We start from the raw sequence: 13440 nt of genomic DNA, 5'->3' as shown, positions 1-13440 counted from the left end.
CCCCCGGGGCGTGCCCCGGGGCCGGGGCCCGGGCCCGGGGGGGGGGGGGGGCGGGGGGGGGGCCGGGGCCCCCCCCCCGCCCCCCGCCGGACAGGTCCGGGGCGCCGGGGGCGCCGACCAGCCGCACGGCGACGGTCGGCGCCAGGCGAGCGCAGGCAGTCGCGTAGTCGGCGGGGGTGTTGACGTTCAGCAGTGAGTCCAGCTCCGGGTCCAGGGCCGCGAGCACCGGATCGGCCCTGAGCGCGGCTTCGTCGAGCCGGAGCACGGCGCAGGCCTCGAAGAGGAAGGCCGGGCGCAACCGGTCCTGCTCGACCAGCCGGGACGCGAGTTCGCCGAGCCCCGTCCGGTAGCCGGCGGCCAACGGCTGCTGGTACCCATGCGCGACGGGAAGCGCGACGTCTGGACCGTCCGGCCCGTCAAGCGCCCGAAGCACCCTCGTGACGAAGGCCGGATGCAGGAACGGCAGGTCGGTCGACGCGACGAACGCGCTCTCGGCTCGGCCGAGCAACGCGGTCAGCCCGGCCGCGATCCCCTGGACCGGGCCCTTGTCCTCGCGCGGGTCGTCAACTACCAGCGTGCCGAGGGGAAGATCCGGGAGCCGCTGCCCGCTGGCTCGCACGACGACCACCGGCCCGTCGACCGCCCGCCCGACGATGCCCACCGTCCGACGCAGCAGGGTCGACCCATGCCACTCCAGCCCGGCCTTCGCCGCCCCCATCCGGGTCGAGCGCCCCCCGGCCAGCACGACGCCGCCGCGAGGACTCGGGGGCGACGATCCAGTCATCCGTCCATCGTCGTACGCCAGCCAGCTCAGCCCGCCACGGGCGTCACGATGGGGAAGGATGGGTCGAAGGAGTCGAGCAGTCCGATCAGCACGCGCAGCGCCTCGGGATCCCCGTCGACGGTGATGTCGCCGGCGCGGATCAGCGAGTCGACCCGGTTCGGCCTGCCGAGGATCTCCAGCAGGTCGGACCGGGACAGCCTGACCGTGGCGTCGGCTTCGGGCAGCCACCGGCGCCTGAAGTGCAGGACGCCGTTGCGGATCCGCAGCGAGCCCTGCTCATGGCTGACCTCCAGGTTGAGGCTCAGCGGGTGGTCGGCCGCGCGCGGCCCGTCCAGTCGCACCGCGACGAAGTCGAACAGCAGATCCAGCGGCATCTCGAGCAGGACCGCTGGCTGAACCGGCGACATCAGTCCCCGCTGGATGCCGTCGCGCAGCTCCAGGGCGGCGGTGAGGTAGATGTTGCGCCACTGCGGTCCCTCGGCCTGGAAGCCGAGTTGCTCGTAGGCCTCGGCCAGGAGGCCGCGCGCGTCGGCGTTGGCCGGCTGCGCGGTGACCAGATGATCGAGAAGTTCCGCCGCCCACCGGTAGTCCCCGGCCGCGACGGCGGCGCGGGCTCGGTCGAGAAGGGCCGCGGGCCCTCCCATGGCCTCGACGTAGCGCGGCGCCCTCACGCTGGCGGGATGCGGGTGCAGGGTCGCCGGGTTGCCGTCGAACCAGCCGAGTTCCTTGTGGAACACCGCCTTCAGGTCGTGGTTCAGCGTCCCGTGGTAGCCGCGGTTCCACCAGGCCCGGGCCAGCGTGTCCGGGAAGCGGAGCCGTTCGGCGATCTCGTCGGGGCGGTACCCGTGGTTGGCCAGCCGCATGGCCTGGTCGTGGATGAACTTGTAGGCGTCGCGCTGTGACTCCAGGAACGCGCGGACGTTCGCGTTGCCCCACACCGGCCAGGTGTGCGGGCCCCAGTGCACCTCGACGGCGTCGCCATAGCGTTCCAGGGCCTCGTCCAGATAATGCGCGAAACGTGCGGCGTCACGGGTTCGCGCACCGCGCAGGGTCTGGATGTTGTGCAGGGAGTGGTTGGCGTTCTCCGCACAGCTCAGCGCGTGGTATTGCGGAATCCAGACGTGCATCTCCTCGGGCGCCTCGGTGTCGGGCGTGTACTGGAACTCGAAGGTGATTCCGCCGAATACCCGGCTCTGCCCGGTCTCGTCGATGACGTCGGTCGGGGAGAGATAACCGTTCGTCCCGCCGGTGAGGGCCGCGGTGCCGATGCCACAGCCGACCAGCCCCCGTTCGTTCGCCGGCAGCAGCTCCCCGAACGCATAGGCGGCGCGCCGGGCCATCACATTGCCGGCGAGGATGTTCTCCCCCATCGCCAGGCGTTCGAAATCGTGGCCGGGCGCGATGATCGAGACCCGGCCGGCCGCGACCTCCTCGCGGGAGGTGACACCGAGCACCCCGCCGAAGTGATCGACGTGGGTGTGCGTGAAGATCACCGCCGCCACCGGGCCCGCGGCCGGGCGGTGCGTCCGGTAGAGGCTCATCGCGTAACGCGCGGTCTCCGTGGCGCAGCCCGTGTCGATGACGACGACGGAGTCGGCCGTCTCCACGACGGTGAGGTTGGCCAGATCGTGGTTGCGGACCTGGTAGATGCCCGGCACGACCTCGTAGAGACCGCCGATTCCCATCAGCTTCGACTGCCGCCACAGGCTTGGGTTCACGGTCGCCGGGGAGCTCGCGTCCTCCGGATGGGCGAGCGCCGCGAGGTCCCAGACCACTCGCCCGTCCTCGCCCCGGACCACGCCGCCGTCCGGCAGCTCGGCGATCAGACCTCGATACACGTCGGCGAAGTCGCGGTCGTCGCCGAAGTCCAGATAGCGAAGCGTCTCGTCGTGCACCGCGGCCGTCGCCGGCGCGACTTCCCGTACGGATGTCATACCGCTCCCCTCAACCGTGACCTCAAGAATCTCGACCTTGATGTTCAGGACCCGATGTTCAGGACCCGTTGAAAGGGCAGCGACAAATCGGAACAAACGTCGCTGGCGCCAGGAAGCACCGTTCACGGTGGGTTCCCGGCACCCCGCCGCCGAAACCCTGGCCGCGCCGCACCCTGGGAGCGAAAGTTCCGCACGGTGAGGGTCGCGACGGCCGGCCTTTCGCCGCCCGGACCACTGCTGTCCGCGACCGGTCTGGTGTGCGGCGGGACTGCCGGGGTAGCTCGCACTGGTGGAGCGGTTGTTGAGGCGCTGCGCGTCGTGTCTGGGGCCTGAGTCCGAGGTCGCGGAGCCGTGGACCGTCCTCGTCGAACTGCTCGACGTGCTGCGCCGCAGGCTGGACATGGACGTGGCCTGGCTCGGCCAGCTGGAGGGCGATCTGCTCGTCCTGCAGGTGGTGAGCGGCGACCGGGACCGTTTTGGGATCGCCCCCGGCATGAGCATTCGCCGGTCCAGCTCGTTGTACGGAAAGATTCTCGCCGGCGAGATTCCGAATGTGATCCCGGACGTCCGGGCGGATCCCCGCGCCGCCGGGGTGGTGTCAGCGACCGAGTTCAACATGGGCGCCTACGCCGCGACCCCGGTCGTCGACGCCGATGGGCGGTCCTACGGCATGCTCGGGTGTCTCAACCAGCAGCCGTGCCCGTCCCTGGGCGAGAGCGATGCCGGCTTCCTGCGGCTGCTCGCGGGATTCCTCTCCCAGTTCGTGATCGATCTCCGTCAGCAGTGGGAGATGCGCAGCGGGGTCTGGCGACACATCCGGAGCCTGCTCGACGAGGGTGGGCCGCAGGTCTACTTCCAGCCGGTCGTCGAGCTGGCGACGGGCCGGGTGGTCGGGGTCGAAGGGCTGTCCCGGTTCCCGACCGCGATCCAGGGACCGAAGGACCTGTTCGCCGCCGCGGCCAGCGTGGGCCTTGGGCCCGAGTTGGAGATGGCGGCCATCCGCAACGCTCTGCGGGTGCTCCCGGACCTTCCCTGTGACGTGACCCTGACCGTCAACGCCTCGCCGGCCACGGCGACGGGCGGGCTGGTCGACCTGGTCGTGGGTACCGGCACGCCCGCGAAGGTGGCCGTCGAGATCACCGAGCACGACTACATCGGCGACGACCGCAGCCTGCTTCTGGTGGCCGACATCCTGCGCGGCCACGGGACCCACATCGCGGTCGACGACGTCGGCAGCTGCTACTCGGGGCTGGAGCAGCTCCTGCACCTGCGGCCCGAGGTCATCAAGATGGACTACTTCATCACCCACGGCATCGACACCGATCCGGCTCGCCGCGCGGTGGCGGCCGGGCTGACCAGGATCGCGCAGGAGATCGGCGGACGGGTCGTCGCCGAGGGCATCGAGACCGAGGCCGAGCTGGAGGCCGTCATCGCCACGGGCATCCCCTTCGGCCAGGGCTTCCTGCTCGGTGCTCCGACCCCCAGCATCACCGACGCCTGCCGTGGCGACCGCCTGCCGGGCCACCTCGGCAGCGGCCGACGAGGCCGGGTCGCCTGACCTGTGCTCGCCTGGCAGGGCCGCGGCCTACTCGTCGCCGAGCGCGATCTCCTCGCGGTCCAGGTCGTGCTGAAGGCGGCGGCGGGTCGTGTCGCTGATGAGGTGTTCGTCGTACAGGCGGCGCAGCTCTGTGTTCTGGACGGCGAGCACGTCAAGCCTTAGCGCCCGGTAGGCCGCGTCGAGGGTGTTGCCGTCCGGGCCGTCGGTGCCGTGGTCGAGACGGGCGGCCAGTCCGCGGCGGGTGCGGTCGATCACCACCTCAGGAAGCGCTTCCAGGCCGGCGAGCTGCTCGACGTGGCTGAGCGCCGCCAGGTTGAGCGCGTCGCGGGCCTCGGCCTCCTCGCGGGCGGTGTGCTCGGGCTCCAGGGCCAGGCCCGAGCGGTTGACCACGGCCGTCAGCGTCAGTCCCTGCCCGACCAGGGTGAGGGCCACGACCGCCGTGGTCAGCACCAGGACGAGCGGGCGCCCGTCCAGCGCGGCGCCGTCCCGCGCGGTGAGGGGGATGGACAGCGCGGCGGCCAGGGGCATCACGCCGCGGGTGCCAGCCCAGGTGACCACCCCGGCAACCCGCCAGGGCAGCGCGCCCTGGCTGGGCCGGACCGCCCGGGTCAGCGGCAGCGTCCAGACCAGTCGGATCGCGACCAGCACCATCGTCAGGACCAGCGCCTGCAACGGCCACCAGCCGCCACCGCCGGGCAGGTCGCGCACGAGGGCCGGCAGCTCCAGGCCGACGACACTGAACACCACGCTCTCCAGCAGGAAGACCACCACCGCGTACACCGCCTGCACCTGCAGCCGAATCCGCGCGTCGCTGAGCCGGTGGCCGTAGCCACCCAGCACGACGCCGGCGACGACGACCGCGGTGACGCCAGAGGTGTGCGCGGTCTCCGCCACCACATAGGCGGCATACGGCGTGACCAGCGCGATCACGGTCTCCAGCACCGGATCGGTGGTGCGGCGCCGGATCAGCCCCACCAGACCCGCGACCGCCGCCCCGATCAGGCTCCCGCCGCCACCGAGGAGCAGGAACTCCCCGGCCGCGCCCACCAGCTCGACCGACCCGCCGGCGGCCACCGCGAGGCCGACCGCGACCTTGAACAGCACCAGCGAGGTGGCGTCGTTGAACAGGCTCTCCGCCTGTACCAGGACCTGGACCCGGCCGGGCAGCGCCAGCCGCCGGCCGAGCGCGGTCACGGCCACCGGGTCCGTGCTCGCCAGCACCGCGCCGAGCACGAACGCCATCCCGGCGGGCAGGCCCGTCACCGCGACGGCGGTGAAACCGACCGCGGCGGCCGAGGTGAAGACCAGGCCGAAGGCGAGAATCGCGACCGGCCGCCACACCGCCCGCAGGTCGCGCAGCGACAGCTCCTCGGCGGCTGCGTACAACAGCGGCGGCAGCACGACCAGCGCGATCGTCTGCGGCGGGATCCGCAGCGCCGGCACGCCCGGGATCGACGCCACCCCGAGCCCCGCCAGCACGAGCAACGCCGGGGCCGGCACCCGCCAGCGCCGGGCGAAGGTCGCCACGACGGTCGCGAGAACAACCAGGAAAAGAACGACTCCTACAGCGCGCACCGCAAAGCCCCATCACGACGAGCGGATCACCGCCGCCACGGTCGTCCAGGCTACGGTCGTCCCCGCGCCGACCAGGCTTCCCGGCACACCAACCCCAACCCTAGTCGCGGACGGGCCGGGCCACACCCCGGCAGCGGCTCAGTCGGGCAGGTCGAGCAGCCGGCACGCGTAGTGGAAGACCCGGTCCCGCAGGACGTTCGGGTCAAGCGCCGCGAGCGCGGGCTGGCCGACGGCTGTGATGGCGGCGGCGAGCATCGCGGCGGGAATGCTCCACTCGGTCTCGCTGTCCCCGTCGACGAGCAGGGCGAACATGCGCCTGGTGAGGCCGCTGAACGGCTCGTGCCGCGCGAGGACCCGCATCATGGCCGGGTCACCCTGCCAGGCACGGACCTGCGCCCGGCTGCGGACGGAGAAGTCGACCAGCTGACGCAGCAGGGCCCGGCGGGCCTCGACCCGGTCGGGCGCCGCCTCGGCGTCCTCGACGGCCGCTTCGAGGGCGACGAGCTCATGGTCGGCCGTCGCGACGACGATCTCATCCTTCGTCTTGAACTGGTGGTAGACCGCCGCTTTGGTGACCCCCATCGTGTCGGCGATCATCTGCAACGACGTTCCGGCCACGCCGTACTCGGCGAAGAGCCCGTACGCGGCGGTGATCACCCGCACCTGGGCCGGGGTATGCCGGATCTCGGCCAGACGCGTACCGGAGCGCGCACGCGTCGTCGAAGCCACGGACAACATGGTAGCCGGTCGACCAGACGCCGAATAGCCGATCGGCTATTTTCGGGGTAGCCGATCGGCTAGACGGTGGGTAGCCGATCGGCTATTCTCGCCGCCCATGCGACGAACTACCGGCGAGTCGATCATCTTCTGGACATTACCCGCGGTCGCGATCATCTGGCTCGCGGCGTTCTTCCTGTTCCCCGGCTTCCTGCCGCCGATGTCCCCGCGGGCCTCAGCCACCGAGGTGGCGTCCTTCTACCGCGACCACACGGCCCGGGTCCGCTACAGCATGATCCTGCTCAACTGGTTCTGCGTGGCCCTGATCCCGATGCTGATGCTCATCGTGGAGCGGATGCGCGACATGGCTCATCGCACCCCGGTCCTGCGCTATTGCATGATCGGCTGCGCGGGCGCCGCGCCCATCACGTTCCTGACCGCGACCATCTTCTGGCTGCTGGCGGCATTCCGTCCCGATCGCTCGCCCGACCTCACACTGCTCTTCAACGACCTGGCCTGGGTGACGTTCACGTGTGGCGTTCCCTTCCTCGTCGCGCAGAGCCTTTTCCTGGCGCTGGCAATCGGCCTCGACGAGCAGGAAGTGCCGGTCTTCCCGCGGTGGGTCGCCTACTTCAACGTGCTGATCGCGGTCGCGCTGGTGCCGGCGGGATTCGCCGGGCTGACCCTTAGCGGAGTGTTCGCCTGGGACGGGCTCCTGTCCTTCTGGGTCAAGAACGTCGCCATCGCGCTCTGGATCGTCGTGATGTCCGTCGTCCTGGGCAGGGCGATACGGCGCACCCCGGCTGAAGCCCCGGCCGGGACCGGCCTCGGGGCCGCCGCATGAGGCGGGCTGCCTGGCTCCGCGACCCGAAGCGCGAGCTGTGGTTGATGTGGTACGCGACGCTCGTCTTCTACAACCTGTACACGGTCGTCTTCTTCATCCTCACCCGCACCCAGCCCCCGGCGGCGCCGTGGTTCGACGCCACCCAGGCGACGGCGTGGTTCTCGCACCGCCATGAGGGCCTGCTGGTCGGGTTCTCGTTGATCTTCGTCTTCGGCGGTCTCCCGATGACGTCCACCGCGCTGATCGCGTATTCGATCCGGCGGATGTCGGTCAGCCGCGCCTTCGCCTACTCCTACCTGATTCTGTACGCGGTCAGCGCGGTGCCCGGCCTTATGATCATCTGCCTGGCGATGACGGTCGGTGCCATGCGGCCCGACCGCGACCCGGCCATCCAGCACTGGCTCTACGACCTCGGGTTTCTGTCCTTCTCGGGCACGATGGGCGTCTTCCTCGTCGGCTCGCTGATCTGGATGGTCGCGATCCTGCTCGACAAGAACCGCGTCTTCCCCAAATGGTTCGGCTACCTGAACCTCTGCAACGCCCTGACCGAGGTCGTCGTCTCACCGTCCTGGATCGTCAGTCACGGCGTCTTCTCCTGGAACGGCACCATCGCCTGGTGGATCGACGTGGTCGTCTTCGGCCTTTACACCGGAGTCTTCATCACGTTGCTGCGCAATATGATCATCCGCGAGGACTTCGGCACCGGGCCACTGCCCGACCTCCCACCGAGGAAGCCGCGCACGCGGGCCGTGGCGGAGGTGGCGTCGTGACGACCGCGCAGCCGACGGCCTCGACAGCGGAGAAGGCCCCGAGACGGGTGCCCGGCGAAGCGGGCATGTGGTTCTTCGTCCTCTTCGAGACCCTGATCTTCACCTCGTACTTCGGCGTCTACCTCTACTACCGCGCCCAGCACGAGGCCGCGTACCTCCAGGCCCAGTCGCATCTCGACCTCTGGCTCGGGGTGCTCGGCACGATCGCCCTGCTGACCAGCTCGTGGTCGGTGGCCCGCTGCGTCCAGACGGCGCGCGCGGGGCGCTACCAGACCGCCCTGCGGGACGCGGCCCTCACCGCGGGCTTCGGCGTCGTCTTCCTCGGGCTCAAGATCGCCGAGTGGGTCCGGCAGATCCACGCGGGAAACACGTTCACCAGCAACGACTTCTTCCAGTACTACTTCTTCCTCACCGCGATCCACTGCATTCATCTGCTGATCGGCTTCGTGGTCCTCGGCGTACTCGTCCATCAGCTCTCGAGCCCGAGGCGACGCTCGCAGGAGATCATCGAGACCTGCGCCACCTACTGGCACACGGTCGACTTCCTCTGGGTGCTTATCTTCGCTCTGCTCTACGTCGTGAGGTGACCGTGGGAACCACATTCAACAAAAGACTCCTCGCCGTCTGGCTCATCCTGTCGGCCATCACGGTGATCTATCTCGGGATCGACCACTCGGCCGAGGACCGGGGCGCCCCGGCCGCGAGCACCGTCGTCACGGTCAGCGCGATCGCGCTCGCCCTGGTCAAGGTCCGGATCATCATGCGGGAGTTCATGGAGGTCAGGCACGCGCCCCCGCTGCTCTGCCGCCTCACCGATCTCTGGGTCGTACTGATGGCCGCCGGCCTGGTCGGCATGTACTTCGCCGGCAAAGCCGCCAGCTGACACCGCCCGACAAGGCGGGCCTCGTCCGCGTCCTGAGCGACGCGGCGAGGCTAGCGGTCGGTCCTGCTGGGGATGAACAGCGCGATGACGAGGCCGATCACGGTGATCACCAGCAGCGTCGTGAGCGAGAGAGCGAAGGGCCGACCGCCCGGATGCGTGGCGGCGACGAGGATCGAGCCGGCCAGTGCCGTTCCGAGTGACGACCCCAGATTGGAGATGCTCCGGGACAGGCCGGAGATGTCGCTCTGGTCGCTGTCCGGGAAGCTCGACTGGACGAGGTTGACCGCGGCGGTGAGCATGACCCCGACGCCCAGCCCGGTCAGCAGGAGCCCGGGAACGAGGCTCAGGTTCCCCGACGTGGTTCGGACCAGGGCGAGGGAGACGGCCATGCCCGCCGCAGTCACGACGAACCCGGCCTGGATGAGCGCGCGTTGCGAATGCCGGCTGGCGAGCCGTTCCGCAGCCGCCGAGGCGACGAGAATCCCGGCGCTGGCCGGAGTGAGCATCAGCCCGGTCTGGATCGCGTCGTACTTCCAGACCTGCTGGAGGAACACGCTGATGACGAAGAAGGTGCCCTGCATCGCGAGCCACTGGACTAGCTGAATACCAAGGCCCAGGTTGGCCGTACGGTTGCGCAGCAGCCGGCCGCGCAGCAGTGGATCCTTGCCCTTTCGTTCGCGTGCGTGCAGGTACCAGAAGAACCAGCCGAGGATGACCACACCGAGCGCGATGGACAGCCAGACCGGAGACATTCCACCCTTGGAGATCAGGACCGTGCCGCCGACCGAGAAGTCCTTGCGGGAGACGAACCAGCCGTAGGTGTTGGTCTGCAGGATTCCGAGCACCAGGAAGAACAGGCCGGCCGCGGACAACACGGCGCCACCCAGATCGAACGGTGGCCGAGGCTCCTGCCGCGGCTGGTCGCGCAGGTTACGGGCCAGATAGATGATCAACGCGACCACCACGACCTGGGTGAGGAACAGGGCGCGCCAGCCGATGAGCCCCGTGATCAGCCCGCCGATCAGCGGCCCGGCCGCGGACCCCAGGGCGCCGGCGCCGCTGACCACGCCGAAGTACTTCGCCCGGTCCCTGACCTCGGTGAAGGTCACGGTGACCAGGATGTACACCGGCGGAATCATCAGCGCGGAGCCGACGCCCTCCAGGATCGAATTGCCGACGATCATCACTCCCAGGCCGGGCGCGAGCCCGGCCAGCAGCGCGCCGACCCCGTAGACCGCCAGGCCGGCGATGAAGCACGTCCGCCGGCCCCAGAGGTCCGACAGCTTGCTGCCGGGGACCATCAGCGCGGCCATCGTGAGCGTGAAAAGCGTGATCGTCGTCTGCACACCGATGACGGTGGTGTCCAGGTCCTTCGCGATCGCGGAGATGGCCACGTTCAGGCTGGATGCCGCATAGCTGCAGATGAACTGCGCGAGCGCGAGCGGGAGGACGACCGCGCGGGCGTCGATCCCCGCCCGGCCGCCGGGAGACGGTTTCAGCGTGCTCCTCCTCGAGCCTGCGTCCAGTCGCCTGGTGCGCGGTTGGCCGCCGGCCGCGCGGGCCGCTACCTCGGCGTGTTCTCCGCCGCGTCGAGCTGGTCGTCCAGCGCCATGGCCGCGGCGACGAGCGCGAGATGTGTGAAGGCCTGCGGGAAGTTGCCGAGCTGCTCCCCGGAGGGGCCGATCTCCTCGGCGAAAAGGCCGACATGGTTGGCGTAGGTCAGCATCTTGTCGAAGGCGTACCGGGCCTCGATCAGCCGGCCGGACCGGGCCAGCGCCTCGACGTACAGGAAGCTGCAGAGGTTGAAGGTGCCCTCGGACCCGCGCAGCCCGTCCGGGGAGGCCTCGGGGTCATAGCGGTAGACGAGGCTGTCGCTGACCAGCTCGTGGCCCATGGCGTCGAGGGTGCTCAGCCACGCGGGGTCATGGGGAGACAGGAATCCGACCCGTGGCATGAGCAGCAGCGAGGCGTCCAGAACGTCGGTGTCGTAGTGCTGGACGAACGCCTGACGCTTCTGGCTCCAGCCGCGTTCGATGATCTGGTTGAAGATCGCGTCGCGGGCCTTCGTCCACCGGGGAATGTCCGCGGGACGAGAGGCCGAGGTCGCCAGGCGGATGCCGCGGTCGAAGGCGACCCAGGTCATGAGGCGGCTGTAGGTGAAGTCGCGTTGACCGCCGCGGGTCTCCCAGATGCCCTCGTCGGGCCGGTCCCAGTGTTCGGTCAGCCAGTCGAGCATGGCGGCGAAGGCCTGCCAGCCACGGACGCCGCCGATGTCGCCGGCAAGGCCAAGCGCGTCGGCTGCCTCTCCGTAGATGTCGAGCTGGATCTGGTCGGCGGCGGCATTTCCGACCCGGACCGGCGCCGATCCCCGGTAGCCCTCGAAGTGATCGAGCGTCTCCTCGGTGAGCTGGGGGTCGCCGTCGATCCGGTACATGATCTGCAGCGGCTCACCGGAGGCGGTGCCGCCGTCGGTGAGCCGGTTGCGCAGCCATCGGCGGAAGGCCTGAGCCTCCGTGGTGAACCCCAGGTCGATCAGTGACCTGACCGAGAGGGACGCGTCCCGGATCCAGGTGTACCGGTAGTCCCAGTTGCGCTCTCCACCGATCTGCTCCGGCAGCCCGGCCGTGGCCGCGGCGATCGGCGCACCCGAGGGCGCGTAGGTCAGCAGCTTGAGGGTGATCGCCGAGCGGTAGACCTCGTTCTTCCACCGGCCGCGATACGTGCAGGAACGCAGCCAGGTGAGCCAGAAGCGGCGGCAGGACTCCAGGTCGTCCCGGATGTCCTTCAGTGACAGCGGCTCTGGCTCGGCGCTGCCCGGAGCGTCGCTGGTCAGAACGACGGCGGCTACCTCGCCGGCCGAGAGGGTGAAACTCGCCGAGACATCGGTGGAGTCGGCCTCGAAGGCGATGGGCCCGGTGGCCTGAATCCGCAGATCGGCGTTGGGGCCGTGAAAGAGCGCGGACCGGCGGTCGAGCCGCGTGACGGTATGCGGCGCGCGGCCGTAGTCAAACCTCGGCCGGCAGGTAAAGGTGAAGGGGAGAGTTCCCCTTACCACCCGGGCGACTCTCAGCAGGCGGTGCTGGTCGGTCGGCACCGTGGTGTCCAGCGGTTCCATGAAGTCGGCGACCTCGCCGACCCCGCTGGGCGCCATGAAGCGGGTAACCAGCACGGCGGTGTCCGACAGGTACAACTGGCGGACCGTCAACCCGTTCCCGGGCGGAAGGTCGGCGGCGAGCCGGCAGTATCCGCCGCGCTCGCTGTCGAGAAGAGAGGCGAAAATGCTGGGCGAATCGAACCGCGGCGTACACCACCAGTCGATGGACCCGTCGGAGGACACCAACGCGGCGGTCTGAAGATCGCCAATCATTCCATGGTCGGCGATCGGAGGGTAGCTGCTCACGGTCGCGCTCCTTCGGTCATGCCCCGCTGACGGCGCCGGCTTCCAGCCTGGTAGGCCAGTGCGCTCCGGGTTCCGAGCGTGCGCCCGATCCCGGTTCGGCGCACGCCGACGGCCGGCCACTACGCGTGGGTTGCGGCGGATACGCCCGGAATTCCGCAAAGCCGCCGGGTAGAAATCCCAGAAGTCCCAGAAGTCCGGTTCACGCACTCCCGGGGAATTGCTCGCGTGTCACCGTCCGTGACTGATCGAGTCGACAGTTTCGCTCCGCGGCGGGATTGTGCAGACGTTACCGGCTACGGGACGGAGGACGAAGTGCTGGCTACCCAGTACCTTGCGTATGACTATCCGGTTCTAGGCGCCTTCTGGACCATGCTCTGGATCTTTATGTGGGCGGTCTGGCTGGTCCTCGTCATTCGAGTAGTTGTCGACATCTTCCGCGACAGAGAGTCGAGCGGCTGGGCAAAGGCCGGATGGCTGGCACTCGTCCTCATCCTGCCCTTCTTCGGAATCCTCGCCTACCTCATCGTGAAGGGGCAGGCCATGGCCGACCGGGACTCGCGCCGGGTCGAGGACCAGCGCAGCACGCTCAACGCCTACATCCGCGACGTTGCCGGCGGGAGCAACAAGGAGGTCGACGACCTGACCAGGCTTTCCCGACTCAGGTCCAGTGGCGACATCACCGACGCCGAGTTCCAGCGCGCGAAGGAGAAGATCCTGCACTGACAGTGAACCCCCTTCCACTGCCGTTGACGAACAGGCCCGACCTGGCCAGGAAACGCATCGGTGGAAAAGGTTCAGTCGCGGTCGGTAAGCCGTTCGCCGTCGGCCTCGTCGGCGGCGAACGGCGCCGGCCCGCAGCGACTGAGCAGGACCTGCACGCGAGTCCCGGCGAGGCCTAAGTGCCTGTCCTGAATCTTGATGGTCGGTTAGCTGTCGGTGGTCGTCCGGGCGGTCCATCGCGGGGCCGGGACGCCG

General features: G+C 69.5%; 12 protein-coding genes. 6 read left to right on the top strand and 6 right to left on the bottom strand.

Going from position 1 to position 13440, the window contains the following annotated elements; translation table 11 throughout:
- A partial coding sequence (locus tag I6A60_RS38790; RefSeq protein ID WP_238437145.1) for a molybdenum cofactor guanylyltransferase occupies nucleotides 1-784 on the bottom strand: 784 nt, incomplete at its 3' end.
- A 26-nt stretch (nucleotides 785-810) separates the two neighbouring features.
- Entirely contained in the window at nucleotides 811-2718 is a 1908-nt protein-coding gene (locus I6A60_RS38785; protein WP_203021615.1) for an alkyl/aryl-sulfatase, read from the bottom strand.
- Between the two features lie 301 nt (nucleotides 2719-3019).
- On the opposite strand from I6A60_RS38785, the gene I6A60_RS38780 reads away from it, so the two are divergent.
- A complete protein-coding gene (locus I6A60_RS38780; RefSeq protein WP_238437144.1) occupies nucleotides 3020-4276 on the top strand; it encodes an EAL domain-containing protein in 1257 nt (418 codons plus the stop codon).
- Between the two features lie 27 nt (nucleotides 4277-4303).
- Here the strand turns inward: I6A60_RS38780 and I6A60_RS38775 are convergent, their stop codons facing one another.
- Both I6A60_RS38775 and I6A60_RS38770 read right to left on the bottom strand, forming a co-directional pair.
- A complete protein-coding gene (locus I6A60_RS38775; RefSeq protein ID WP_203021617.1) occupies nucleotides 4304-5851 on the bottom strand; it encodes a Na+/H+ antiporter in 1548 nt (515 codons plus the stop codon).
- Nucleotides 5852-5989: 138 nt separating this feature from the next.
- Nucleotides 5990-6589 carry a TetR/AcrR family transcriptional regulator gene (locus I6A60_RS38770; RefSeq protein ID WP_203021618.1) on the bottom strand — a complete coding sequence of 200 codons (600 nt, stop codon included), beginning with the start codon at nucleotides 6587-6589 and terminating at the stop codon, nucleotides 5990-5992.
- A gap of 97 nt (nucleotides 6590-6686) precedes the next feature.
- Here I6A60_RS38770 and I6A60_RS38765 point away from each other — a divergent pair, with 97 nt between their 5' ends.
- The 4 genes from I6A60_RS38765 to I6A60_RS38750 all read left to right on the top strand — a co-directional run bounded on the left by I6A60_RS38765 (nucleotide 6687) and on the right by I6A60_RS38750 (nucleotide 9065).
- Nucleotides 6687-7412, top strand: coding sequence for a hypothetical protein (locus I6A60_RS38765; RefSeq protein ID WP_203021619.1), 726 nt, complete (start codon nucleotides 6687-6689; stop codon nucleotides 7410-7412).
- Nucleotides 7409-8182, top strand: a complete 774-nt coding sequence (locus I6A60_RS38760; RefSeq protein ID WP_203021620.1) for a hypothetical protein — start codon at nucleotides 7409-7411, stop codon at nucleotides 8180-8182. Before I6A60_RS38765 ends, I6A60_RS38760 begins: the two co-directional genes overlap by 4 nt.
- Before the next feature lie 65 nt (nucleotides 8183-8247).
- Complete coding sequence (locus I6A60_RS38755; RefSeq protein ID WP_238437150.1) at nucleotides 8248-8769, top strand: cytochrome c oxidase subunit 3; 522 nt, start codon at nucleotides 8248-8250, stop codon at nucleotides 8767-8769.
- Nucleotides 8770-8771: 2 nt separating this feature from the next.
- Nucleotides 8772-9065 (top strand): cytochrome C oxidase subunit IV family protein, encoded by a 294-nt coding sequence (locus tag I6A60_RS38750; RefSeq protein ID WP_203021622.1) that lies wholly within the window; start codon nucleotides 8772-8774, stop codon nucleotides 9063-9065.
- A 50-nt stretch (nucleotides 9066-9115) separates the two neighbouring features.
- On the opposite strand, the gene I6A60_RS38745 is transcribed toward I6A60_RS38750, so the two are convergent.
- The gene (locus I6A60_RS38745; protein ID WP_307874093.1) at nucleotides 9116-10534 is read right to left on the bottom strand and encodes an MFS transporter; all 1419 of its coding nucleotides are present in this window, start codon (nucleotides 10532-10534) and stop codon (nucleotides 9116-9118) included.
- A gap of 95 nt (nucleotides 10535-10629) precedes the next feature.
- Entirely contained in the window at nucleotides 10630-12465 is a 1836-nt protein-coding gene (locus I6A60_RS38740; RefSeq protein WP_203021623.1) for a glycoside hydrolase family 15 protein, read from the bottom strand.
- 312 nt (nucleotides 12466-12777) lie between these two features.
- On the opposite strand from I6A60_RS38740, the gene I6A60_RS38735 reads away from it, so the two are divergent.
- Nucleotides 12778-13188 carry an SHOCT domain-containing protein gene (locus tag I6A60_RS38735; RefSeq protein WP_203021624.1) on the top strand — a complete coding sequence of 137 codons (411 nt, stop codon included), beginning with the start codon at nucleotides 12778-12780 and terminating at the stop codon, nucleotides 13186-13188.
- Nucleotides 13189-13440: the final 252 nt, after the last annotated feature.

Source organism: Frankia sp. AgB1.9, from assembly GCF_016786355.1.
Taxonomy (GTDB): Bacteria; Actinomycetota; Actinomycetes; order Frankiales; family Frankiaceae; genus Pseudofrankia.
The sequence above is the reverse complement of the archived record's forward strand: the minus strand, read 5'-3'. Positions and strand labels throughout refer to the sequence as shown.